Below are 24,737 nucleotides of genomic sequence, written 5' to 3' on the forward strand. Positions count from 1 at the left end.
CTACTACATTTCACACAACACGCATGATAAAGGGCGGCACATCCGCTACAGGCGTGCCGCCCTCGGGTAAGGACCGGGCCGGGTCGGATCAGGCGAGCACGCCCGCGGCGCGCAGCCGTTCGGCGGTCCCCCGGTCCAGGCCCCAGTCCGACAGGTCGGAAAGGAGGGTCGCGGGGGAGAGGTCCGGCTCGCCCGCGCCCTCCAGCCGTGGCGCGGGCGCGGGCTGGCGGACCCCGCCGACCTCGACGAACGTGCCGCGGGCCCGGTTGTGCGGGTGCTCGGCGGCCTCGGCCGGATCCAGGACCGGCACGACGCAGGCGTCCGACCCGGCGAACACCTCCTCCCACTCGGCGCGGGTCCGGGAGCGGAACGCCTCGGCCAGCCGTTCGCGCAGCTCCGGCCAGCGCGCCCGGTCGTCGCGGTCGGGCAGGTCGGCGAGGCCCATCAGGGCCACCATCTCCGCCCAGAACTGCGGCTCCAGCGCGCCCACCGCGACGAAACCCCCGTCGGCGGTCTCGTAGGTGTCGTACATGGGCGCGCCGGTGTCGAGGAGGTTGGTGCCGCGCGGCCCCCAGAAGCCGCTCTGCACACCCTGGTAGAACATGGCGAACAGGGCCGCGGCGCCGTCCACCATGGCCGCGTCCACCACCCGGCCCCGGCCGGTCCGCTCCCGCTCGAACAGGGCGAGCAGCACGCCGTAGGCGAGCATGAGGCCGCCGCCGGCGAAGTCGCCGAGGATGTTGATCGGCGGGGTGGGCTTGCCGCCCTCGCGGCCCAGCAGGGACAGCACGCCCGCGACGGCGATGTAGTCGATGTCGTGCCCGGCGGTCGTGGCCAGCGGGCCCTCCTGGCCCCAGCCGGTCATCCGCCCGTACACCAGCCGGGGGTTGACGGCCCGCAGGTCCTCGGGGCCGATGCCGAGGCGCTCGGCGACGCCCGGCCGGAAGACCTCGATGACCACGTCGGCGTGCGCGGCCAGCTCCCGGAACGCGGCCACCCCCTCGGGCGACTTCAGGTCCAGCCCGATCGTCCGCTTGCCGCGGTCCATCACGTCGCGCCGGGGCCGGTCCCCGGCCGCCGCGACCGCGGCCACCCGGTCGATCCGCAGCACCTCGGCACCGTGGTCGGCCAGCATCATCCCGGCGAACGGGCCGGGGGCCAGGCCGGCCAGCTCCAGCACGCGGACTCCGGACAGCGGGCCGCTCCTGGTCACGCGCTCCATGCGATCTCCTCTCCGGGGCCAAGTAGAACAACATTCGGCTCCGGGTGGCAAGACGTCCGCGCCGGGCCGTGCGGGCCGCGTGCGAGCCGGATGCGGGCCGCGTGCGGAGCCGGGCGGTGACCGGGATTCCGGCCCGCGAGCCCCGGGCGGCGGCCCCCGTCCCGTCGTCCGTTCGGGACCGCCGGCGGCCGGTCGGTGTGGGAAACTTGCGGCTTATCCGATGGGATCTAGGGGTCACGTGATGACGTATCCGGACGGTGGACGGGTTGTCGCCGGGCGCTACCGGCTGCTGAGGGAGCTCGGCAGGGGCGGCATGGGCGTGGTCTGGGAGGGATACGACACCCTTCTCGACCGGCCCGTCGCGGTCAAGGAGGTGCTGCTGCCGCCGAACCTCCCCCCGGCCGAGCGCGAGCGCCAGCTCGCCCGCACCTCCCGCGAGGCCAGGACGGCGGCGCGGCTGAACCACCGGGGCATCGTGGCGATCTACGACGTCGCCGAGGAGGACGGCCGCCCCTGGATCGTCATGGAGCTTGTCCGGGCCCGGGGCCTGGACCAGGTGGGCACGCTGTCGGTCCACCAGGTCGCCGGGATCGGCCGCCAGGTGCTGGCGGCGCTGCGGGCGGCCCACGAGGCCGGCATCCTGCACCGCGACGTCAAGCCCAGCAACATCCTGCTGGCCGACGACGGCCGGGCCGTGCTGACCGACTTCGGCATCGCCACCCTCGAAGGCGACACCTCGCTGACCCAGACCGGCATGGTGACCGGCTCGCCCAGCTTCCTGCCGCCGGAGCGCGCCACCGCGGGGCCCTCCGGTCCCTGGTCCGACCTGTGGTCGCTCGGCGCGACCCTGTACGCGGCGCTGCTGGGCCACGGCCCCTTCGAGCGCCCCACCGCCATCGCCACACTCGGGGCGCTCATCACCGAGGAGCCCGACTTCAGCCGGGTGCCGCCGGAGATGCGCGAGGTGCTCACCGGCATGCTCCAGCGCGACCCGGCCCACCGGCTCACCGCCGACCAGGCCGACCTGCTGCTGGCCGAGGCGAGCGGCGCCGCGCCCGCGGGACCGCGCCGCGCCGCGACGGGGCCCCGCCGTACCGACCGGCACCGTACGGCGGAGACCTCCGCGTTCTCCGGAGCCACCGAGCCCACCGGAGCCACCGGGCCCACCGGAATCACCGGGGCCACCGGGTCCCACGGGTCGCGCGGCCCCGCCCGGGAGCGGCGGCGCACCGGGTGGATCACGCTGATCGCGGCGGCCGTGGTCCTCCTCGCCGGAGGCGGCGCCGCGGCCCTGGCGATGTCCCAGGGGGACGAGCCGGACCCCGGCGTGGCGCTGACGGCCGCGCCGGCCGACACCGGGGAGCCGGCCGGCACCGGGACGCTCGGCGAAACGGAGACGCTGAGCGCCTCGCCCACGCCGAGCCCCACCCCCACCAGGACCAGGAAACCCGCCCCGCAGCTCAGGCTCTGGCAGGCCAAGGCGCCGGACAACTGGACGATCGGCTACCCGGCCGGCTGGCGGGGCGACTGGGCCGCCGAGACGAACTACACCCAGTGGCTGAGCCCCGACGGCCAGGCCCATCTCGGGGTCGAGGTGCTCCCCGAGAACGCCGGGAACCTGCGCGCGCTCCAGGAGACCGTCCGGGACGACACCGCCCAGTGGAGCGAGATCCTCACCGAGAAGACGGTGAACGTCCCGCTCGCCTACGGCTCCGGGCTCGACTGGGAGTTCACCTGGAAGACGGACCAGATCGGGGGCGCGCCGTGGGCCAGGCCCGGCGTGACCTACCGCGAGACACGCCGGTTCGTCGGGGTCGGCGACACGGTCTTCGTGCTGAGCTGGACGGCCGCCGAGAAGTGGAACGGGCGTCCCGGGCTCATGGAGAAGATCTTCACGAGTTTCCACCCGCGGGGAGGCGAGTGACATGACCGGTGAGGCGCCCTGGAAGGTGCTGGCGCTGCCGCCGCTGCCCGCCGAGGCGCTGCGCGGCCTGCTCGGCCCGCTCGGCGACCGGGTGGAGGTGTCGGTCCCGGAGAGCCGCGACCGCGCCGGCCTGCTCACCGCGCTGGCCGGCGCCGAGATCGTGGTCGGCGACTGGAGCGGCGGGCTCGCGCTCGACGCCGAGGCCGTCCGCGCCGCCCCGAGGCTGGCGTTCGTGCAGCAGCCCTCGGTGGGAGTGGACGGCCACGACCTCGCCGCGCTGGCCGCGGCCGGCGTGCCGCTGGCCAACACCGCCGGGGTGAGCGCCGTCGCGGTGGCCGAGTGGTGCCTCGCCGCCGCGCTCTCGCTGTCGCGGCGGCTGCCCGAGGCCGACGCCGCGGTCCGCGCCGGCGGCTGGCCGCAGCTCGACCTCGGCCCCAGGGAACTGTACGGCTCGCGCGTCGGGATCGTCGGCTTCGGCCCGATCGGCCAGGAGTGCGCGCGGATGTTCGCCGCGCACGGCTGCGAGGTGTCCTACTGGACCCGGCGGCCCCGTGAGGCCCCCTACGCCCACCGGCCGCTGCCGGAGCTGGTCGCCTCCTCCGACGTGCTGGTGGTGGTGGTCGCGCTGACGGAGGAGACCCGGGGCCTGGTCGACCCGCTGCGGATGCCCGCCGGGTCGCTGCTGGTCAACGCGGCCCGCGGGGGAGTGGTGGACGGGGCGGCCCTGCTTTCCGCCCTGTCCTCCGGGCACCTGGGCGGCGCCGCGCTCGACGTGTTCGAGACCGAGCCGCTCCCCGCGGACGACCCGCTGCGCGGCCACCCCCGGGTGCTGCTGTCCCCGCACGTGGCGGGGGTGACCGCCCAGGTCACCGGGCGGCTGGTCCGGCGGGTCCTGGACAACCTCGGCGCCGCCCTCGACGGCCGCCCTGTGACCGATGTGGTCAATGGGACGGGGGCGGTTGTCCGCCGCCGGACGGGCCGGGCGTAGAGTTTCCGCGCGTTTAACGTGTCCCGTCTGGCTCCGATGACAGGTGAGATATACCGTGCTAGAGGCGATCTTCCTATGAGTGCTCCGGGGGTGGATGTCCTGTGGAACAGATGACGGAGATGGCGGCGCACCGCCGGGCCGTCGAGCAGATCAGGCAGGCCTACGCCGAGATTCCCGAGGACGCGGCTCCCCGGCTGGCCAAGGCCACGACCAACCTGTTCCGCTTCCGCGACTCCTCCCGTGCGGCCAAACTGTCGGCCCGCGACCTCGACAGGGTCATCGAGGTCGACCCGGTGGCCATGACGGCCGAGGTGCAGGGCATGACCACCTACGAGCACCTGGTGGACGCCACCCTCCCGCACGGGCTCATGCCGTACGTCGTGCCGCAGCTGAAGACGATCACGCTGGGCGGCGCGGTGACCGGGCTCGGCATCGAGTCCACCAGCTTCCGCGACGGGCTGCCGCACGAGTCGGTGGAGGAGCTGGAGATCCTCACCGGCGACGGCCGGATCGTCGTGGCGCGCGACGACAACGAGCACCGCGACCTGTTCCGGGCCTTCCCCAACTCCTACGGCACGCTCGGATACGCCCTGCGGATCCGCATCAAGCTCAAGCCCGTCCAGCCGTACGTCCGGCTCACCCACATCCCCTTCGCCGACGCCGACAAGTGCATGGTCGCCATGCGGGAGATCTGCGAGAGCGGCCAGTACGAGGGTGAGCGGGCCGACTTCGTGGACGGCACCTACTTCGGGCCGAACGAGCTCTACATCACCGTGGGGCAGTTCGCGGAGAAGGCGCCTTACCTGTCCGACTACACCGGGATGCGCATCTACTACCGGTCGATCCAGACCCGGACGCGTGACTGGCTGACCGTCCGCGACTACCTGTGGCGCTGGGACACCGACTGGTTCTGGTGCTCGCGGGCCTTCGGCGTGCAGGGCGCGCTGGTGCGCTCGCTGATGCCCCGCAAGTGGATGCGCTCCGACGTCTACCGCAAGCTCGTCGGCCTGGACCGCAGGTACGGCCTGACCGCCCGGGTGGACCGCTGGCGCGGCCGGCCCGTGCAGGAGTCGGTCATCCAGGACATCGAGGTGCCCGTCGAACGCGGCGCGGAGTTCCTGGAGTTCTTCCACGACAAGGTCGGCATGACCCCGGTGTGGATGTGCCCGCTGAAGTCGTCCGAAGAGTGGCCCCTCTACCCGCTGGAGCCCGGCCGCCTCTACGTCAACTTCGGGTTCTGGGGCACGGTCCCGCTGCCCCGCGGCCAGTTCGACGGCTACTACAACCGCATGATCGAGAACGCGGTCCACCGGCTCGACGGCCACAAGTCCCTGTACTCCACGTCTTTCTACGACCGGGACGAGTTCTGGAAGTTTTATAACGGTCCTATCTACTGGCCGGTAAAGCGGGCATACGATGCCGGTGGCCGGTTGCTCGACCTCTACGACAAGTGTGTACGGGGGCGTTAGGAGTTGATTCTGTGAAACTCGCAGAGATCTTCGAAAAGGTCGTCGGGCCCGAGGCGAACGTCCGCCTCACCGCCTACGACGGCAGCAAGGCCGGCCCCGCCAGCGCCGACATCACCATCGACATCAGGTCCCCCATCGCCGTCGCCTACCTGGCGCAGGCCCCGGGCGAACTCGGCCTCGCGCGGGCCTACGTGTCGGGCCACATCGACGTGCACGGGGACATGTACTCGCTGCTGTCGCGGATGTGGTCGATCACGCTCGACGACATCCCGGTGAGCGAGAAGATCGCCGCCGTCCGCGCCCTGGGCCTCAAGCCCCTGCTGATGCGCGTGCCCCCGCCCCCGCAGGAGGTACGCCGCAGCATGCTGGCCAAGATGGGCAGCAGGCACGCCAAGGAGCGCGACGCCCAGGCGATCCACCACCACTACGACGTCTCCAACACCTTCTACGAGTGGGTGCTCGGCCCCTCCATGGCCTACACCTGCGCGACGTTCCCCCGTGAGGACGCCACGCTGGAGGAGGCGCAGTTCACCAAGTTCGACCTCGTCGCCCGAAAGCTGGGCCTCAAGCCCGGGATGCGGCTGCTGGACGTCGGCTGCGGCTGGGGCGGCATGGTCATGCACGCCGCCCGCGAGTACGGCGTCAAGGCGCTGGGCGTCACCCTCTCGCGCCAGCAGGCCGAGTGGGCGCAGAAGGCCATCGCCGAGGCCGGGCTGGAGGAACTGGCCGAGGTCCGCCACATGGACTACCGCGACGTCACCGAGAGCGGCTTCGACGCGGTCAGCTCCATCGGCCTCACCGAGCACATCGGCAAGGACCAGCTGCCGAACTACTTCCGCTTCCTGTACGACAAGCTCCTCCCCGGCGGCCGGCTCCTCAACCACTGCATCACCCGGCCCACCGGCACCGAGAAGACGTTCAACGGGGGCGGGTTCATCAACCGCTACGTCTTCCCCGACGGGGAGCTGGAGTCGGTCGGCTACCTCATCCGCCAGATGGAGGACACCGGCTTCGAGATCCACCACGAGGAGAACCTCCGCGAGCACTACGCCAGGACCCTCCGCCACTGGTGCGACAACCTCGACGCGCACTGGGACGAGGCGGTCGCCGAGGTCGGCCGGGGCACGGCCCGGGTCTGGCGGCTGTACATGGCCGGCTGCATCGTCGGCTTCGAGCGCAACAAGGTCCAGCTCCACCAGGTGCTCGGCGTGAAGCTCGGCCCGCGGGGGAAGTCCGGCGTGCCGCTGCGCCCCGCCCTCGACTGGCCCTGATCCGGTCTCGCCCGGGAGGCCCGCCCGGTCCTCACCGGGTGGGCCTCCCGGGCGGCCGGCCGGCCTCCGAGGTCAGCTCGGTGAACCGGACCCGGCCGTCCGGCAGGAGCCGTACGACGGGCATGGCCTTGTCGACGGGCTCGCCGAGCCGGTCGAAGGTGATCCACCCGCTGGCGGCGGGAACGCTCAGCGAGGAACTCGTCAGCATGTTCGCGACGGCGCTCGCCGAGGGCCGCGTGATCCCCTGCGCGGCCAGGACGTCCACCGCCGTGAGGGCGGTCAGCATCGCGTCGTGGTGCATGATGGCCTGCCCGTCGTCGAGGCTCTCGCCGGGGAACAGCGCGGGGAAGCTGTCGGCCCCCTGCCTGAAGCGGTTGGCGACGACCTGGTGGACGGCGTCCGGGACGGCGCTCCAGGAAGCGGGATGGGCCAGCGCCGTGTAGTAGACCTCCAGGCCGGCTCCGGTGTCGTCCCAGATCTGCTGCCCGGACCGGTTGAGGTTGCTCGCGTCGTCGCCGGTCACGACGGTGAGCTTCCGGTCGACGCACGTCCTGCGTGTCAGCGCCCGCAGGAAGGCGGGCAGGTTCCCCCAGCGCCCGGCGAAGAAGACCACGCCGGCGCCGCTGTTGCAGATCCGTTCGGTCATCTGCGCCAGCACCGTGTCCGCCCCGTCGAGCGCGGAGTTGTAGGTGAGCGGGACGTCCAGCAGGCGAGGGGCCCCCTTCCCGGCGGGAAGGACGTCCCCGAAGGCCGCGGCGAAGGACCTCGCCAGGGTCCTGGTGTAGGAGTCGTCCTCGTCCTCGTCCTGCACCATGACCGCGGTGAAGGAACCGCGCCTGCCGAGGAAGTGCGCGAGCGCCCGGGCCTCGGCGTTGTTGGAGGGCGCCACCCGCACCAGGGTGGCCTTGCCGGACAGCTCGTCGGAGGTGATGACGGCGCCCACCAGGGCGATCTCGGCGGCGGACAGCTCGTCGATCGCCCGCTTCGTCCCGCCGAGGCTGGAGCCCAGACCGGTCACCGCCACCAGGTGGTCCGGGCCCGTCGCGCTCTCCTTCAGCTCGCGCACCGTCGTCCGCCAGGCGTCCGCGTCGCCGGAGGTGTCGGCGAGCAGCAGCTGCACGTTCGGCGCGCTCGCGTTCCCCTCATTGTGGTTGCTCCAGTACTGGGCGAGGTAGGCCCCCTGCACGGCGTGCCGGACGCTCTCGGCGCTCTGCGTGCTCGCCGGGCCCGCGGCCGGGTCCAGCGGCAGCATCGCCGCGATGCTCACGTACGGCGCGGCCTGCGCGCGCACCCACTCGTTCTCCCGGCGGATCAGCTCCGCGACGGAGGAGAGGTTCTCCGGATACCTCCCCGACCCGTCGGTGACCGTGGGGCGCGGCCGCAGGACGACCACCAGGACGGCGACGAGGGCGCAGACCAGCAGCACGCACAGCAGCCAGAACCAGAAGGGGTGTGCCTTCCACAGGGGCGCCCTGCCGCTGAAGCCCCGGCCGGAGCGTCGTGGTTCACTCATCGTCGTCCTCCCGGTCGTAGCGGCGGGCCTCGTTCACCAGGACCGCGCGGCCCGTGGCGGCGTACCGGGCGAGCAGCTTCAGTCCTTCCTTGACGCTCTGGCGCCTGTCGCGCAGCGGATCCGTCGCGGGATCGGACAGGAACCAGCGGTCGATCACCAGGCCGCGCACGACGGTGGCCCGGTCCGTTCCGGCCGGCCGGTCCCGCCGGGGGCCGGCGTCCGTCCCGGCCGTCTCCTCTCCGCCCGTGCCGCCGGCCGGTTCCCCGGGCTCCCGGTTCAGCTCGCCGTACAGGTCGTCCAGCGGTACGCCGGTGGGGAGCCGGTTCGGCGCCGAGGTGATCCAGTTGTACTGCCTGACCCATTCGGCCATGTCGATCCGGTTGAACCGGCCGTCGAGGAGTTCCACCACCTCCCGTAGGCGCTCCAGGCCGGCGGGCTCCGTGCCGACGCGGGCGAGCCGGTGGTACATGACCATGGCCAGCCCGTCACGCGGCCCCTCGCGGGGGGAGCCGTACAGGTTCTCCAGGCTCTCGTGGGCGATGTCCCACAGCGGTCTCCCGCGGCGCCGGCGGCGGGAGAGCTCCAGGAGCAGCAGCCGCCGGAGCCAGGGGTGGAACACCGGGGCCATGTCCTGCGCCGGATCGGTGCGCAGCCACATGCGCTCGTCGAGCTCCTCCAGCACCGAACGCCACGGGCGGGACAGGAGACCGGCGTCCTCGGCGTCCGCCAGGTTGGCCGCGGCGGAACTCGCGGCCAGGTCGTCCAGGTCGTGGGAGAAGTCCCGGAAGGGGTGCCTGGGATGACTCCTCCAGTCGAGGGACGGCAGGGCGCGCAGCGCCTGCTCCGTCCAGCCGTCGTTCTCCTGCCGGGCGTCCCAGCCGCGCTCCCGGTCGGCCATGGCCGCCAGCAGGTGCTCGACCGCCGGCGGATACCCGCCGGTCAGCGCGTACACGAACCCGGCGTGGCTCGGGCCGGGCCGCTGCCGGGTCGTCTCCCGCATCCGCGCCACCTCGGCGCGGCTGAGATCGGGCAGCAGCACGGGGTACCACCAGCGGTCCCGCCTGCTCGGCGCGCGGCCGGCGAGCCAGTCGCCGTGGCTCGCCCGCCGGGCCTGCGGGGGATACCGGGTGCCGCCGGCCGTCAGGTACTCGGGCGTCCCCGGCAGGTTCCAGTGCGGACCGAGGGCGGGCCATGTCCGCGAGGCGGCGACCACCAGGAGCGGGTCATGCCCCCGCGGCTCCGGCAGGTCGGCCCGGTGAGCCCTGGCGGCCGTCAGCGCCCGCAGGAAGTCCCGTCCGCAGGGGGTGTCGACGTCGTCCAGCAGCAGCAGGCAGTTGCGCGGCCGCCATCCGCGCGACCAGCCCTCCCGCAGGTCCTCCAGAAGCGCCTCGCAGACGATCTGCGCGGCCAGCGGGAACCCGTCCTCGGTCTCGCCCGCCCGAAGCAGGCCCAGCGCGCCACCGGAGCCGAGGCGGTCGCGGTACCAGTCCATGGCCCTGCGCTCCAGGAGCTCCACCAGCCGCCGCCCCCGCGCCACCCGGTCGATCAGCCCGGCGACCACCGAGCCGACCGGCGGCACCGGCAGGACACCGCCGAGCAGGTCGAAGATCTCCTGAAGGGTCCTGGCGTTGTCCGGGATCCCGCGCCGGCCGCGGATGAGGTCGTAGAGCTTGCGCTCCGCCTCCTCCGGCTCCAGTTCGGGATCCAGGGAGAGCACCAGGTTTCCCAGCACCACCCGCGGCAGTTTGACGGGGGAGAACTGCGGCCACCGATCACCCATGACGCACTTGGCGATCTGCGCCGCCATTTCCCATGGCCGCATGCCGGGTTGCCGGGCGCAGTCGAAATGAAGGAAAGGCAATGAAAAGGAGGCCGCGGCGTTTTCCGCGACCTCCTTCAGGATGGTTGTCCGCCCGCTCCCACGCGGGCCGAGAAGCACGATGACGGGCAGCTCACCGATTCCCGGCCCGTTCTCACGGTCGAGGCACTCGCCGATCAGCCGCTCGCAGGAGGCCGTCAACTCGCTGCTCGCCATGTCTGCCCGCCTCCGGAGTTCTCCGGCCGACTGCGTCGGGGCCCACGATAAAAACCGTCACGCCCCCCGATGGCGTTCTGTTTTCAGCATAACCCACATTTCCGAGAAATGCTTTCACAGTCGGATATGGCTGGCGGTTTCGGTTTCTGTGGGACGGCGGCCGGGCTACCGGAGCTCACGCTTGAGGATCTTCCCGGTGGCGGTCATCGGCAGGGAGTCGCGGAACTCGATGATCCGCGGATACTTGTAGGCCGCCATGTTCTCCTTGCACCACTCCGACAGCTCCGGCTCGGTGACGGCCGCGCCGGGCGTGCGGATGATGTACGCCTTGATCTCCTCGCCGTGCGACTCGTGCGGCACCCCGACCACCGCGGCGAGGGAGACCGCCGGGTGCGTCATCAGCACCTCCTCCAGCTCACGCGGGTAGACGTTGAAACCACCCCGGATGATCATGTCCTTGGCGCGGTCGATGATCGAGTAGTAGCCGTCGGAGTCGCGGACGGCGATGTCGCCGGTGCGGAACCAGCCGTCCCGCATCGCCTCGGCGGTCGCCTCGGGCCGGTTGTAGTAGCCCTTCATCACGTTGTGGCCGCGGATCACGATCTCCCCGGGGCCCTCGCCCTCGATCGTCTTCCAGTCGGCGTCGACCAGCTTCATGTCCACGCCCCAGATCGGCGTGCCGATCGTTCCGGGCTTGGTCGGCCGGCCCGGCTGGTTGAAGCAGGCCACCGGAGAGGTCTCCGACAGGCCGTAGCCCTCCAGGATGCCGATGCCGAAAGTGGCTTCGAAGTCCCTGAGCACCTCCGCCGGGGAGGACGCGCCGCCCGCGACCGCCGCCCGGAGCGCGGTCGGCACCTCGTCGCCGTCGGCGTGGATCTTCGTCAGCATGCCCCAGTACATGGTCGGCACGCCCGCGAACAGGGTGATCTTCTCCGCGCGCATCAGCGCCAGCGCCTCACCCGGGTCGAAGCGCGGCATGAGCACGACGGTGCCGCGGCGCCGGAACCCGAGGTTCATCACGACGGTCTGGCCGAAGGAGTGGAACAGCGGCAGCGCCGCCAGGAACGCGTCGCCCTCGTCGCCCCGGGGGAACATCTCGTCCGACACCATGGCGTTGAGCACCATGTTCTGGTGGCTCAGCTCGGCGCCCTTCGGCTGGCCGGTGGTGCCGCTGGTGTAGAGGATCACCGCTGTGTCGTCCGGCGCGGTCTGCACGGTCTCGAACTCGCCCGACACACCGTCCAGCGCCGCCCACAGGGTCTCGCCGTACTCGGACTCGGTGGCGAACGCGGCGGCCGGCAGCACGAAGAAGTGCTCGGCCCCCGCCGCCCCCTCGAACCCCTCCCGGCCGCGCGCGCCCAGCGGCAGCTCCGGGGTGCCCTCGAAGCAGAACAGCGCCTTGGCCTCGGAGTCCTCCAGGTGGTAGGTGATCTCCCGCGACTGCAGGAGCACGTTGAGCGGCACGACCACCGCGCCGGCCTTGAGGATGCCGTAGTACACGAACGGGAAGTAGGGCAGGTTCGGGCAGGCCAGCGCGACCTTGTCGCCCCGGCCGATCCCGCGGGAGACCAGCAGGTTGGCGACCTGGTTGGCGATGGTGTCGACCAGGGAGTATGGAAGCCGCAGATCGCCGAAGACCAGAGCGGTGCGATCGGGCTGCTGCCGGGCGCTGTCCTCCAACACGATCGACAGATTGAGCATGGGCTTCCTCCTCCGGACAGGCTTCTGACGCGCCCATACTCGCAGTTCGGGATACCTGCCGGTAGGTAAGCGAGGTCACAAATTGACGGGAAATCGACGAAGGAGTATGCAGATGTGAGCCCGCTCACACGGGGGAAGCGAGCCGACACCGTCCGTATGCCGAAGGGTGCTGGCGCATGATGTACGACTACGTGATCGTGGGGGCCGGATCCGCCGGCTGCGTGCTGGCCGGCCGCCTCTCCGCCGACCCGGCGGTGACCGTGGCGCTCCTGGAGGCCGGCGGCCGGGACGACGCCTTCGAGGTCCGGGTTCCGGTCGCCTTCCCCAAGCTCTTCAAGACCTCCCGCGACTGGGACTTCTCCACCGTCGACCAGCCGGGCATGTCCGGCAGGCGGCTGTACTGGCCGCGCGGGCGGATGCTCGGCGGCTCCTCCTCGATGAACGCGCAGATGTGGGTGCGCGGCCACCGCGCCGACTACGACGGCTGGGACGTGCCCGGCTGGACCTACGACGAGGTCCTGCCGTACTTCCGGCGGGCCGAACGCCGCGTCGGCTCCAACCACGGCGGCGTGTACGGCACCGACGGCCCGATCGTCGTCTCCGAGTTACGCAGCCCCAATCCGGCCACCGCCGCGTTCCTGCGCGCCTGCGAGGAGACGGGGATCGCGCGCCTCCCCGAGCTGAACGGCCCCTCCAACGAGGGCTGCTGCCCCACCCCCGTCACGCAGGACCGCGGCCGGCGCTGCAGCGCCGCCGACGCCTACCTCGGACCCGCCGCGAAACGCCCCAACCTCACGATCCTGACCGCCGCCCCCGCCCGCCGCATCCTCATCGAGGACGGCCGCGCCGTCGGCGTCGAGTACGGCGACGGCGCGGTGGCGCGGGCCCGCCGGGAGGTGATCCTGTCGGCCGGGGTGATCGGCTCGCCCCACCTGCTCATGCTCTCCGGCGTGGGCGCCGCCGACGAGCTGTCCGCCCAGGGGATCGAGCCGGTCCACGACCTGCCCCAGGTCGGCCGCAACCTCCATGACCACCTGGCGTCGGCGATCATCCTGCACTGCCCCGAGCCGATCACCCTGACCGGTGCCGAGACCACCGGCAACCTGCTGCGCTTCCTGCTCGCCCGACGCGGCATGCTCACCTCCAACGTCGGCGAGGCCGTCGCCTTCATCCGGACCTCACCCGACGAGCCCGCCCCGGACATCGAGTTGGTCTTCGCCCCCGTCCCCTTCGTCGACCACGGCCTGACCCGTCCCAAGGGCCACGGCCTGACCATCGGCGCGATCCTGCTGCGGCCGGAGAGCCGGGGGCGGATCCGCCTCGACGGCCGCGACGTGGTGATCGACCCCGCCTACCTGTCGGCTCCGGCCGACGTCAGGCGGCTGGTGGCCGGGCTGCGCGCCGCCAAGGCGCTGTTCGCCACCGTGGCGCTCAAGCCGTACGCCGGACCGCCGATGGACCCCTACTGGGGCGCCGAGACAGACGAGGAACTCGCTCGCTGGATCCGCGAACGCGGCGAGACCCTCTACCATCCGGTGGGCACCTGCCGGATGGGGGCCGACGACGAGTCGGTGGTGGACCCGTCGCTGCGGGTCCGCGGCGTGGCGGGCCTCCGGGTCGCCGACGCCTCGGTCATGCCGACCATCAACCGGGGCCACACCCATGCCCCCACCGTCATGATCGCCGAACGGGCCGCCGACCTGATCGCCACCGCCTGAGTCCGCCCTGACAGGAACCGATGGGGCTGGGGCTTTTCCCACTTGAGGGCGTTTCCCTGTGTTTGGGCGGGTCGGTGGTTGCCGGGTTGGTGGGTGGTGCGCGCTGCGGTGGGTGGGTGTTCCGGCCGGCGTTGTGGTTGCTGTCTAGTGGTTTCCGGCCTTCGGCCTGGCCTCGGGCGCGGTGGTTTCTGGCGTTTTGAAGCCGGCCGGAACACCCACCCACCTCCGCGCCATGACTGACCGATTCGTACGGCCTGCTCGCCGTAGCTTCTTCCTTTCCGTCGGCCCATGGTTCCCGCCGCCGCTGAAGCGACCCTTGCTCCCGGTCGGGGGCGGGTCGCCGTAGCCTTGCGGCCACACTGACAGGGGAGAGCGCAGGGCCGGGCGCCGTAGCCGCTCGCTTTCGGGCCGCCCACGGTCCCCGCCCCTTCCCTTCGGCTTGTTCGGTATTGGATCTGAGCCTGGATTCGGTGGGCCCTTAGGGTTGCGGGCATGAGCAGTGCGCTGACAGATGTCGCTCCCGATGGACGTATGAGCCCCCTCCTCCTGGCCAACCGGAACGCCGCCGCCCTCTGGACGGCGCTCGCGCAGGCCCGTGGGAACGAGTTGGTTCAGCGGCCCGGCTTCGTCGGGGTGAGGGGAAGTGAACGCGGCGGGACGCGGATCCTGCTGCTCGGCCCGGACCCGGATGAGGGCGACCTCGCCGCGCTGACGGAGCTGGTCCGAAGCCGACGTGACGGCAAGGTGGTCGTCGAGGACCAGTTCGGCGCGGTCGACATGGGAGACCTGGGCCTGACCCCCCGCCGGTTGCCCGTCATGATCCGCGACACCGCTCCGCCGGGGAGTGCCGGCGGTACGTCCCCCTCGTCATCCGCCATGGAGGTCGTCCGAGCGGATTCGCCGGATCTGCTGGAGACCGTGGAGCGGGTCGTGGCCCACGGATTTCCGCTGAGCGGCTTCCTGCCATGGCATCCGGGCGAGGTCTTCCCCCGGACCATGCTGGAACGGCGGGACGTCGAGTTCTTTCTCATCACCAGGGACGGCGTGCCCGCCGGCGCCTGCATGGTGATCCTCGACGGCGCGGTCGGCGGCGTCTACTGGGTGACCACCCTGCCCGAGCACCGGTCCCGCGGGGTCGGGCGGGCGCTCATGCACGCCGTACTGGAACGGCTGTCCGGCCTCCCCGTCACCCTGACCGCGGCCACCGCCGGCAAGCCGCTCTACGACTCCCTGGGCTTCGACGTGATCACCCAGGCCACCTGGTGGTCCTGACCTCCCGGACCCGGCTCCTCTCCTTGCGGCCTGCCACTGAGGGAAGCGGACTCAGGACGGTCGGCACGTAGGCGGCCGGAGACCCTCTCCTCGTAACGGCTTCACCTCGCAGGGCATCCCCTCCCTTCCCGTAACGAGCCGCGTCCGCTGACCGGGGTGCTCGCGGGGGAGGATTCTCGTGGCCGGAAGCTCGCTCCTGCCGATCCGCTGTTGACGAGGCCCGTAGCGCGCCATCCCCTGCGGAGGCGTCAGCGCGGCCCGCCGGGATCGCTCGCCGCGCTGTACGGGGTTCGGTTCACCGGTGTCGGACACGTCCGGAACCGTGGCATCAATCGAGACGGACCGGTTCGTCTTGACTAAGAAGCGATGTGCCTCCATACTCCTCTCTATCGAGACGAACCGTCTCGTCTTAAAAGTGGGGAGATCGCTGATGACCACCGGCGAACGGTTCATCACCGGAGCGTCGAATCCGGCTGGTCGATATGCGGGCCGAGAACGCCGGCTCCCTCCTCGTGAAGGAGTGCCGGGCCGGAGTACCTCGGCCCCGGGTTCCCGAGTCGAACCGTACGAGGCTCGCGAAGGCCGACCAGGTACGCAGTCATGTTCCGTCCGCGCTGACAAGAGGAGGTGGGGCACTCTGCGCACCCCCGCCCAACTGGCACTCAATCAGATCACCAAGCGCTACGGCACCCGCGTCGTTCTGGACCGGGTGTCGCTCACCGTCAAGCCCGGCGAGCGGCTCGGAGTGATCGGCGACAACGGATCGGGCAAGTCCACACTGCTCAAGCTCATGGCGGATGCCGAACGTCCGGACAACGGCGAGCTCGTGGTCGTCGCACCCGGCGGCGTCGGATACCTGCCGCAGTCGCTCGCGCTACCGTCGCACGCCACCGTCGCCGATGCCGTTGACCTGGCACTTGCCGAGCTGCGTGGGCTCGAAGCCCGGATGCGGGCGGCCGAACGCTCGCTCGGCGCGGCGGGCAAGGAGGAGCCCGCGGCGATGCGTGCCTACGCGGAACTTGTGGCCGAGTTCGAGGCGCGGGGCGGTTACGAGGCCGACGTCCGCGTAGAGGTCGCACTGCACGGGCTCGGGCTGCCCGGGCTCGACCGGAGCCGCCCACTGGGCACGCTCTCCGGCGGCGAACGCTCCAGGCTCGCCCTGGCCGCCACGCTGGCGTCCGCTCCCGAACTGCTGCTGCTCGACGAGCCGACCAATGACCTGGACGATCAGGCCACGGCCTGGCTCGAACAGCGCCTGCTCGCCCACCGGGGCACGGTCGTGGCGATCACGCACGACCGGATGTTCCTGGATCGGGTGACCACCGCCATCCTCGAGGTGGCCGACGGGCAGGTGCGCCGCTACGGCGACGGGTATGCCGGATACCTCGCCGCCAAGACCGCCGAACGCGCCGCTCAGGCACGGGCTCACGAGGAATGGAAGACGGAGCTGGACCGGCATGCCACGCTGGTGGCGGCCAATGCGGGCCGGCTGGCCGCGATCCCGCGTAAGGCGGCCAAGGCGGGGATGGGCACCGGTACCTGGCGGGCGCGTTCACGCACCCACGGGGCCGCCGGCCGCATCCGGCAGTCCCAGCAGCGGTTGCGGTGGCTCACCGAGCACCCGGCGGTGCCGCCGCTCGAGCCGCTGCGCTTCACCACCATCCCCGCCACTGCGGGCGCCGCCGGGGACGAAGTGGCCACGCTCGACGGCGTGGTGGTGGCGGGACGGCTCTGCTTGGAATCCCTCACCATCCACGCCGGTGAGCGGCTGCTCGTCACCGGCCCGAACGGAGCGGGCAAGACCACTCTGATGCGGGTGCTCGCCGGAGAGCTGCGACCGGATGCGGGCGAGGTACGACGGGCCGGCCGGGTCGGGTTCTTCCGGCAGGACGGGCCGACCGGCGTGGCGAACCGGACCGTGCTGCAGGCCTACGCGCACGGGCGTCCCGGAAGCCCGGATGAGCACGCGGATGCGTTGCTCGCCTTGGGCCTGTTCCGGCCGTCCGACCTGGGGCTGCGCCTCGGGGAGCTGTCTCACGGGCAGCGGCGCCGGGTCGAGCTGGCACGGCTGGTGAGCGAGCCCGTGGACCTGATCCTGCTCGATGAGCCGACCAACCACCTGTCACCGATGCTCGTGGAGCAACTGGAGGAGGCTCTGGCGTCCTACCAGGGCGCGCTGGTCGTGGTCACGCACGATCGGCGTCTGCGGGCCACGTTCACCGGCACCCGCCTCGAACTGGCCGAGGGACGTCGGCGCTCACCGGCCCCGGGCACTCGGCGGGAATTCCCGGACGTATCGCGAGCCTGCCACGCGAGTCGGACAGGGGGAGGCGCCGTGGCGGAACACAAGGTCACGTCAGGGAGCGGGGGCAGGCTGAGCTCGACGTGACCGACTACGGCGCCCGGCCCTGCGCTCTCCCCCGCCAGTGTGGCCGCAAGGCTACGGCGACCCGCCCCCGGCCGGGAGCAAGGGTCGCTTCAGCGGCGGCGGGAACCATGGGCCGACGGAAAGGAAGAAGCTACGGCGAGCAGGCCGTACGGCCGGGCAAGTCTTGGCGCGGAGGTGGGTGGGTGTTCCGGCCGGCTTCAAAACGCCAGAAACCACCGCGCCCGAGGCCAGGCCGAAGGCCGGAAACCACCAGACAGCAACCACAACGCCGGCCGGAACACCCACCCACCGCAGCGCGCACCACCCACCAACCCGGCAACCACCGACCCGCCCAAACACAGGAAGACACCCCCCCAACAGGGAAAAGTCCCAGCCTGAGCGGCCCGAAACACCCACCAACCCGGCAACCACCGACCCGCTCAAACACAGGGAAACGCCCTCAAGTGGGAAAACCCCCAGCCTGAGCGGCCCGAAACACCCACCGCAGCACGTACCAGCGACCCCCCAAGCCATCGACCCGGCGTGCATATGCCCTACGTCGGCGGGCGGAAGGCTGTCATGAGGGCGGCTTCTGTAAAGCCGTACGAACCCCGCGGGCCACCGTCCGTCACGCCGGGGCGGGACCCGTTGCCTCGGGGTTTCGGCCGTCCCGGTCTGGCCGACCGGAAGATCGTGTGGCAGGATCGAAAAACCGAACTCTGTTCTAGTGGAGGCTGGTGTGGCGGTTTCACCGGAAGATGCCGGTCCGTTGGACATCGCTTTCCCCGGGTCGTCGGCGGCGAGGGATGTTCGCGTCGCCGCGCGCCCGGCCGCCGCCGGTCCGCTTCGCTGAAACGGCGGGCCGTCCCGCGCCCCCCGAACCGCCTCCGCGCCGGCCTCGTCAACGGCGTCGAGCGCTTCACCTGCGACTTCTGACGACACTCCATTGACCCGATCAAGACCTGCGAAAATGATGGGCACTATGAGCGTGACGCCAGCCGAGCGGAAGCCGATCGTCTCCGCGAGCGACTTCGATCTTTCCGACTACGATTTCTGGGCCAGGCCCATGGCGGAGCGGGAGCACGCCTTCCGGTTGCTGCGCGAGCTTCCTCATCCGGCGTTCTACCAGGAGCCGGAGGTCTCCTTCGCGCCGCGCGGTCTCGGCTACTACGCGCTGGTCAAGCACGCCGACATCCTGGAGGCCAGCCGTACGCCCGAGGTCTTCTGCTCGGGGGACGGCGGGGCCACCAACATCCCGGACATGCCGCCGGAGTTCACCGAGTACTTCGGGTCCATGATCAACATGGACGACCCGCGGCACGCCCGGCTCCGCCGGATCGTCTCCCGGGCGTTCACCCCCAAGATGATCAAACAGTTCGAGGTCGACGTCGAGGCGGCCGCCGAGCGGATCGTGGACGACCTGATCGCCACCGGTCCGGGCTGCGACTTCGTCACCGAGGTCGCGGCCAAGCTCCCACTGAAGATCATCTGCGACATGATGGGCATCCCGGAGGACCGGTACGGCTTCGTCTTCGACCGCTCGAACGTGATCCTCGGAGGCTTCGACCCCGAGTACGGCGGCGGCGACGCGACCTCGGTCGCCGAGAAGCTGCTCACCGCCGGGATGGAGCTGCAGCAGCTCGTCCAGGACCTCGCCGCCTCGCGGGTCGAACAGCCCACCGGAGACCTCACCTCGTCGCTGGTCAACGCCAACATCGACGGCGAGAAGCTCACCGCGCAGGAGCTCGGTTCGTTCTTCATCCTGCTGGTCGTGGCCGGCAACGAGACCACCCGCAACGCCATCTCGCACGGCCTGCGCCTGCTCACCCGCAACCCCGACCAGCGCGCCCTGCTCCTCGCGGACCTCGACGGCCGCCTGCCCGGCGCGGTGGAGGAGATCGTCCGCCTGGCCTCGCCGGTGAACTTCATGCGCCGGAAGGTGACGCGGGACCACGAGATGAACGGCCACCTCTACCGCGAGGGGGAGAAGGTGGTCCTTTACTACTGGGCGGCCAACCGCGACGAGAGCGTCTTCGCCGACCCGCTCCGCTTCGACATCACCCGCAGTCCCAACCCGCACGTGGGCTTCGGCGGGCCGGGCCCGCACTTCTGCCTCGGCGCCCACCTGGCCCGCCGCGAGATCACCGTGATGTTCCGCGAGCTGCTGCGCCGGGTGCCGAACATCGAGGGCGGCAGGCCCGAGCGCCTCTACTCCAGCTTCATCAACGGCATCAAGCACATGACCTGCGAGTTCTGACCCTGAAGACCCCGGGGGTCCGGGGTCTTCAGGTCACGAGGCCGCGGGCTTGATCGACTTGAACACGGTGTTGATGTCGGGCAGCAGTTCCTTCTTGCTGTCCGGCACCGACATGTAGACGACCGAGGGCAGCTGGGCCCCGGTGTTCACGACCGCCACCACCACGGTGGTCTTCGTCTCCCCGGCGGTGATCTCGTAGGCGGCGAGCTGCGCCGGGTGCCCGCCGACCTTCAGCGTCTGCTGGGCGGTCTTGCGGGCGGTGTTGCCCTGGGGGAAGAACTTGCCGCGGGCTGCAGAGGCCACCGCGTTGATCACCGGGGCGAGCCTGCCCTCGACGTACTTGCTCTTCATCCGGGCCGAGAGCGGCCCGGACATCACCTGGGCGAACTGCGGCTTGCCCGCCGCGTCGGAGCCGGCGGGGACGTACTGGCGGGTGTCGAAGCCGTAGGAGGTCTGTACGGCCGGCCGCTGGTCCAGCCGCCAGGGGCCGCCGAGCCTGGGCACGCTGATCGCGGCGCCCTGGTCGACCAGGGCGCCGGAGACCGGGGACGCCTTGCCGGGGAAGCGCGGCAGGCGAGGCACCGAACCGCTCTTGGCGGGGTCCTTCGCGGCGGACGAGGGCTTGGTCTGCGGGGCGGCGGTCTCGTCCTCCTTGCCGGAGGCGAGCGGCCCGGCCAGGAACGCCCAGAGCACGACGCCGACCAGCGCGATCACGGCGGAGCCGGCGAGCGCGTAGATCCAGATCGGCCTGCCGCGGTCCTCAAGGTCGTCATCGTCGCCCATGGCCTGGTAGTTGTCACCGAAGACGGTGTCCCACAGCTCCTGCTGGCGCTCCGGCGGCGGGGTCTTCGGGCCGCTGATCTGGCCCGCCGTGACGAACGGCCGGTTGGGGTCGGAGGGGTCGCGGCTGAGGTGGCCGCCCGGCTGGCCTGGGCCCTGCCGGGGGTCGTGCTGAGGTCCGCCGTTGCCGCCGCCGGGGAAGGGGTGGCCGGGCCCGCCCTGACCGGGCATTCCCTGACCCGGCATGCCCTGCGGGGGCATTCCCTGGCCGGGGCCGTTCTGGCCGGGCGCGGGGTACGCCGGGGCCTCCGGCGGGGCGCCCGCCGCCTGGGGTCCGTTTCCCGCCGGGCCGCCGTCCGGGGACGGGCGGAAGGGGTCGCGGGTGCCGAACGGGTCGGGGTTGGACCGCGGGTCGCGGTTGAAAGGATCGTTGAAAGGATCAGGGTTGGACCGCGGGTCGCGGTTGAACGGGTCGGCGTCGGTGAGAGGGTCCCGCCGGCCGAAGGGGTCGGGGTTCGCACCCGGAGGGTTGGTCGGGGAGGGGGAGTAGGCGGGCATCGCCGCGGTCGCGCCCGGCTCGGTGTGCCAGCCGGTGCCGGAGGGCTGGGATGCGGCGTCCCAGCCGCCGCTCTCGCCGGAGCCGTCCCGGGACGGGGGGCCGGTCCGCCACGGCTCGCCGCCCGAGGGGGAGCCGGGAGCCTGCGGGTCGGCCGGGGGTTGTGCGCCGAATGCCTGCTGCCAGGAGCCGCTGCCGGGCACGCCGGTCCGCCAGGAGTCGCCGCCGGGCTGCGAGCCGCCGTCCTGGCCGCCGGGCTGCCGCGCGTCCGGGGCCTGCCGGCCGGAGGACTGCGGGCCGGGGGGCTGCTGGCGGAAGACGTCGTCGCCCTGCGCCATCGCGGCCTGCCAGCCGTTGCCGGGCGAGGTCTGCCCGGAGCCGCCGGCCTGGGAGACGTCCTGCGGGCGGGGCAGCCGCGGTCCGGTGCCGAGGGGGTCGTCCGCCCAGCTGGGAGGGTCGGCCGGCTGCGGCCATGCCGGGGGCAGGCTCGACTGGCTGGACTGCTCCGAAGCCATTGCTTCCGTACCTCCTGCGCGGGCGCCCGAATTGTGGGTATTGGGCATGGTCTCATGCGGGGCGGGATGGTTCCCAGGGAAACGGGAGAATCCTCCCCGGAACTGAAGGCCGGTGGGATCGGTCGGCGGGTCCTGCAACGGCAGGCCGGCCTCGGAGGGGTCCGGGCCCTGCCCCGGCTCGACTGAGTGTGCCACGGTGAGAAGAGTAAACGGGCGAGGCAGGTGAGGCCGTAACGGACGCATCGCCATCGGATCTCGGCCCGCCCGTATCCGGCGGTCCGGTCCATTGTGCCGGACCACGATCCCGGATGCCGGCGTTTCGCCGTGGACGAAGGTTCTCCGGGCCATGAACACGGCTTGCGAACTGCGATAGTCTTGACGTATGCGTGCCGCGGCCCTGCTGCTTACCGGGCCGCACCGGCCTTCCCGGGGCTAGACGCCCTGCCGGTGCGGCTGCCCTTCGCGTGAGCGCGAAGGGTTTTTCTATTGGGCCGGATGGGTCAGATCACCTACGCATACGTATACCGAGGGAAGATTGACGTGAGCGAGCGAGCCGACATCCAGAGCGACGAGCAGCACTACGACCCGCAGGCACTGCAGGCCAAGTGGCAGCGGCGGTGGGAGGAACTGCAGCCCTTCCGCGCCGACGACGACCCGGCCGACACCCGCGAGCGGCGTTACGTGCTCGACATGTTCCCCTACCCCTCGGGCGACCTGCACATGGGCCACGCCGAGGCGTTCGCCATCGGTGACGTGGTGGCGCGCTACTGGCTGCAGCGCGGCCACAACGTGATGCACCCCATCGGCTGGGACTCCTTCGGCCTGCCCGCCGAGAACGCCGCGATCAAGCGGAACGCCCACCCGGCCGAGTGGACCTACGCCAACATCGACACCCAGGCGAACTCCTTCAAGCGCTACGGGATCTCCTTCGACTGGTCTCGCCGCCTGCACACCAGCGACCCCGAGTACTACCGCTGGACCCAGTGGCTGTTCACCCGCTTCTTCGAGCGCGGCCTGGCCTACCGCAAGGGCGGCCTGGTCAACTGGTGCCCCGCCGACCAGACCGTGCTGGCCAACGAGCAGGTCAAGGACGGCCGGTGCGAGCGGTGCGGCGCCGAGGTGGTCCGCCGTGAGCTGACCCAGTGGTACTTCAAGATCACCGACTACGCCGACCGGCTGCTGGACGACATGACCCAGCTGGAGGGCGAGTGGCCCGAGCGCGTGCTGACCATGCAGCGCAACTGGATCGGCCGGTCCGAGGGCGCCGACGTCGACTTCGCGATCGAGGGCCGCGACGAGCCGGTCACCGTCTACACCACCCGCCCCGACACCCTGTACGGCGCGACCTTCTTCGTGGTCGCCCCGGACGCCCCGCTGGCCGAGGAGATCGTCTCCGAGGAGCAGCGGGAGGCGTTCGAGGCGTACCGCGCCGAGGTGGCCAAGCTGTCGGACATCGACCGGCTGTCCACCGAGAAGGAGAAGACCGGCGTCTTCCTGGGCCGCCACGCGATCAACCCGGTCACCGGCGAGCGCATGCCGGTCTGGGCGGCCGACTACGTGCTGTCCGACTACGGCCACGGCGCCATCATGGCCGTTCCCGCGCACGACCAGCGTGACCTGGACTTCGCCCGGGCCTTCGACCTGCCGGTCCAGGTCGTCGTGCACACCGGCCTGGCCGACCCGGGTGAGACCGGCGTCGCCACCGCGGGGGAGGGCACCCTGGTCAACTCCGGCCCGCTGGACGGGCTGAGCAAGGCCGAGGCGATCAAGAAGATCATCGAGGTGCTGGCCGGGCGCGGCACCGGCCGGGCCGCGGTCAACTTCCGGCTGCGCGACTGGCTGCTGTCACGCCAGCGCTTCTGGGGCTGCCCGATCCCGATCATCCACTGCCCGGACTGCGGCGAGGTGCCGGTCCCGGACGACCAGCTGCCGGTCACCCTGCCCGACATGCGCGGCGAGGCCCTGGCGCCCAAGGGCGTCTCCCCGCTGGCCTCGGCCGACGACTGGGTCACGGTCGCCTGTCCCAAGTGCGGCGGCTCCGCGCGGCGGGACACCGACACGATGGACACCTTCGTCGACTCCTCCTGGTATTTCCTGCGCTACGTGGACCCCTCCTACGAGGAGGGCCCGTTCGACGTGGAGAAGCTGCGTCTGTGGGGGCCGGTCGACCAGTACGTCGGCGGCGTCGAGCACGCGGTGCTGCACCTGCTGTACGCGCGGTTCTTCACCAAGGTCCTGCACGACATGGGCATGGTCGACTTCACCGAGCCCTTCCGGCGGCTGCTGAACCAGGGTCAGGTCATCAACCAGGGCAAGGCGATGTCGAAGTCGCTGGGCAACGGCGTCGACCTGGGCCAGCAGATCGACGCCTACGGCGTGGACGCCGTCCGGCTGACCGTGGTGTTCGCCGGTCCGCCGGAGGACGACATCGACTGGGCCGACGTCTCCCCGGCCGCGTCGCAGAAGTTCCTGGCCCGGGCGTTCCGCGTCATGGCCGAGGCCGGCGCGGCCTCTGCCCCCGGCGCCGACGTCTCCACCGGTGACCTGGAGCTGCGCCGGTTCACCCACCGGACCGTCGACGAGGTGACCAAGCTGGCCGAGTCCCACCGCTTCAACGTCGCGGTGGCCCGCCTGATGGAGCTGACGAGCGCGGCCCGCCGCGCCATCGACGCCGGTCCCGGCGCCGCCGACCCGGCGGTCCGCGAGGCGGCCGAGGCGCTGGCGGTCATGCTGTCGCTGGTCGCGCCGTACACCGCCGAGGAGGGTTGGGAGCGGCTGGGCCGCTCCGCGTCGGTGGCCAGGGCGGGCTGGCCGGTGGTCGACCCGGCACTGCTGGTCCAGGAGTCGGTCACCTGCGTGGTGCAGGTCGCGGGCAAGGTCCGCGACCGGCTGGAGGTCTCCCCGGAGATCTCCGAGGCCGAGCTGGAGGCGCTGGCGCTGGCCTCGGACAAGGTCCGAGCCTTCCTGGACGGCGACCCGCGCAAGGTCATCGTCCGCGCGCCGAAGCTGGTCAACATCGTCCCCTGAGGCTCCGGGGCGTCCGTACGGCGGATGCCTCCATTCCGGGGACCGGCGGCCTGCGGGCCGGACGGTCCCCGGCCGGCCCGGGCTCGCATCGAGCACGAAGGCGACCGGCGTGTGAAGCGGT

Annotated in this window: 13 protein-coding genes and 1 pseudogene; 9 read left to right on the forward strand and 5 right to left on the reverse strand. The window is 71.6% G+C overall.

Annotation, left to right across the window (positions count from 1 at the left end):
• Positions 1-88: 88 nt before the first annotated feature.
• Positions 89-1,222, reverse strand: coding sequence for a CaiB/BaiF CoA transferase family protein (locus HDA43_RS26800; RefSeq protein WP_179826608.1), 1,134 nt, complete (start codon positions 1,220-1,222; stop codon positions 89-91).
• Between the two features lie 241 nt (positions 1,223-1,463).
• Here HDA43_RS26800 and HDA43_RS26805 point away from each other — a divergent pair, with 241 nt between their 5' ends.
• From HDA43_RS26805 to HDA43_RS26820, 4 genes are all read left to right on the forward strand, one after another.
• Positions 1,464-3,146, forward strand: coding sequence for a serine/threonine-protein kinase (locus HDA43_RS26805; protein ID WP_179826610.1), 1,683 nt, complete (start codon positions 1,464-1,466; stop codon positions 3,144-3,146).
• A gap of 1 nt (position 3,147) precedes the next feature.
• Positions 3,148-4,134, forward strand: coding sequence for an NAD(P)-dependent oxidoreductase (locus HDA43_RS26810; protein WP_179826612.1), 987 nt, complete (start codon positions 3,148-3,150; stop codon positions 4,132-4,134).
• A 110-nt stretch (positions 4,135-4,244) separates the two neighbouring features.
• Complete coding sequence (locus HDA43_RS26815) at positions 4,245-5,603, forward strand: FAD-binding oxidoreductase (RefSeq protein ID WP_179828700.1); 1,359 nt, start codon at positions 4,245-4,247, stop codon at positions 5,601-5,603.
• An 11-nt stretch (positions 5,604-5,614) separates the two neighbouring features.
• Positions 5,615-6,874, forward strand: a complete 1,260-nt coding sequence (locus HDA43_RS26820; RefSeq protein WP_179826614.1) for an SAM-dependent methyltransferase — start codon at positions 5,615-5,617, stop codon at positions 6,872-6,874.
• Between the two features lie 31 nt (positions 6,875-6,905).
• Here HDA43_RS26820 and HDA43_RS26825 read toward each other — a convergent pair whose 3' ends face one another.
• The 3 genes from HDA43_RS26825 to HDA43_RS26835 form a co-directional block, all read right to left on the reverse strand.
• On the reverse strand, positions 6,906-8,387 hold the full coding sequence (locus tag HDA43_RS26825) for an ABC transporter substrate-binding protein (RefSeq protein WP_179826616.1): 1,482 nt from the start codon (positions 8,385-8,387) through the stop codon (positions 6,906-6,908).
• The gene (locus tag HDA43_RS26830; protein WP_179826617.1) at positions 8,380-10,194 is read right to left on the reverse strand and encodes a hypothetical protein; all 1,815 of its coding nucleotides are present in this window, start codon (positions 10,192-10,194) and stop codon (positions 8,380-8,382) included. Before HDA43_RS26830 ends, HDA43_RS26825 begins: the two co-directional genes overlap by 8 nt.
• Before the next feature lie 393 nt (positions 10,195-10,587).
• Positions 10,588-12,123 (reverse strand): long-chain-fatty-acid--CoA ligase, encoded by a 1,536-nt coding sequence (locus HDA43_RS26835; protein ID WP_179826619.1) that lies wholly within the window; start codon positions 12,121-12,123, stop codon positions 10,588-10,590.
• 176 nt (positions 12,124-12,299) lie between these two features.
• On the opposite strand from HDA43_RS26835, the gene HDA43_RS26840 reads away from it, so the two are divergent.
• The 4 genes and pseudogenes from HDA43_RS26840 (at position 12,300) to HDA43_RS26855 (ending at position 19,738) form a co-directional block, all read left to right on the forward strand.
• On the forward strand, positions 12,300-13,841 hold the full coding sequence (locus HDA43_RS26840; RefSeq protein ID WP_179826621.1) for a GMC family oxidoreductase: 1,542 nt from the start codon (positions 12,300-12,302) through the stop codon (positions 13,839-13,841).
• 531 nt (positions 13,842-14,372) lie between these two features.
• On the forward strand, positions 14,373-15,113 hold the full coding sequence (locus tag HDA43_RS26845; protein ID WP_179826623.1) for a GNAT family N-acetyltransferase: 741 nt from the start codon (positions 14,373-14,375) through the stop codon (positions 15,111-15,113).
• Between the two features lie 637 nt (positions 15,114-15,750).
• A pseudogene (locus HDA43_RS26850) lies at positions 15,751-17,364 on the forward strand (TlrC/CarA/OleB/SrmB family ABC-F type ribosomal protection protein); the annotation flags it as partial.
• A gap of 1,099 nt (positions 17,365-18,463) precedes the next feature.
• Entirely contained in the window at positions 18,464-19,738 is a 1,275-nt protein-coding gene (locus HDA43_RS26855) for a cytochrome P450 (protein ID WP_218912653.1), read from the forward strand.
• Positions 19,739-19,771: 33 nt separating this feature from the next.
• Here HDA43_RS26855 and HDA43_RS26860 read toward each other — a convergent pair whose 3' ends face one another.
• Positions 19,772-21,589 (reverse strand): hypothetical protein, encoded by a 1,818-nt coding sequence (locus tag HDA43_RS26860; RefSeq protein WP_179826630.1) that lies wholly within the window; start codon positions 21,587-21,589, stop codon positions 19,772-19,774.
• A 540-nt stretch (positions 21,590-22,129) separates the two neighbouring features.
• Between HDA43_RS26860 and leuS the strand changes: the two genes are divergently transcribed.
• Positions 22,130-24,616 (forward strand): leucine--tRNA ligase, encoded by a 2,487-nt coding sequence (gene leuS, locus HDA43_RS26865; protein WP_312873559.1) that lies wholly within the window; start codon positions 22,130-22,132, stop codon positions 24,614-24,616.
• Positions 24,617-24,737: the final 121 nt, after the last annotated feature.

Origin of the sequence: Streptosporangium sandarakinum, from assembly GCF_013409935.1 — a bacterium.
In the GTDB taxonomy this organism is placed as follows: domain Bacteria; phylum Actinomycetota; class Actinomycetes; order Streptosporangiales; family Streptosporangiaceae; genus Streptosporangium; species Streptosporangium nondiastaticum.

Bases quoted from the DNA above. Each gene is read 5' to 3' on its own strand.
- HDA43_RS26835 (WP_179826619.1), bottom strand. From the start codon at position 12,123: ATGCTCAATCTGTCGATCGTGTTGGAGGACAGCGCCCGGCAGCAGCCC.
- HDA43_RS26810 (WP_179826612.1), top strand. From the start codon at position 3,148: ATGACCGGTGAGGCGCCCTGGAAGGTGCTGGCGCTGCCGCCGCTGCCC.
- HDA43_RS26840 (WP_179826621.1), top strand. From the start codon at position 12,300: ATGATGTACGACTACGTGATCGTGGGGGCCGGATCCGCCGGCTGCGTG.
- HDA43_RS26800 (WP_179826608.1), bottom strand. From the start codon at position 1,222: ATGGAGCGCGTGACCAGGAGCGGCCCGCTGTCCGGAGTCCGCGTGCTG.
- HDA43_RS26825 (WP_179826616.1), bottom strand. From the start codon at position 8,387: ATGAGTGAACCACGACGCTCCGGCCGGGGCTTCAGCGGCAGGGCGCCC.
- HDA43_RS26845 (WP_179826623.1), top strand. From the start codon at position 14,373: ATGAGCCCCCTCCTCCTGGCCAACCGGAACGCCGCCGCCCTCTGGACG.
- HDA43_RS26815 (WP_179828700.1), top strand. From the start codon at position 4,245: ATGACGGAGATGGCGGCGCACCGCCGGGCCGTCGAGCAGATCAGGCAG.
- HDA43_RS26805 (WP_179826610.1), top strand. From the start codon at position 1,464: ATGACGTATCCGGACGGTGGACGGGTTGTCGCCGGGCGCTACCGGCTG.
- HDA43_RS26860 (WP_179826630.1), bottom strand. From the start codon at position 21,589: ATGGCTTCGGAGCAGTCCAGCCAGTCGAGCCTGCCCCCGGCATGGCCG.
- HDA43_RS26855 (WP_218912653.1), top strand. From the start codon at position 18,464: ATGAGCGTGACGCCAGCCGAGCGGAAGCCGATCGTCTCCGCGAGCGAC.
- HDA43_RS26830 (WP_179826617.1), bottom strand. From the start codon at position 10,194: ATGGCGGCGCAGATCGCCAAGTGCGTCATGGGTGATCGGTGGCCGCAG.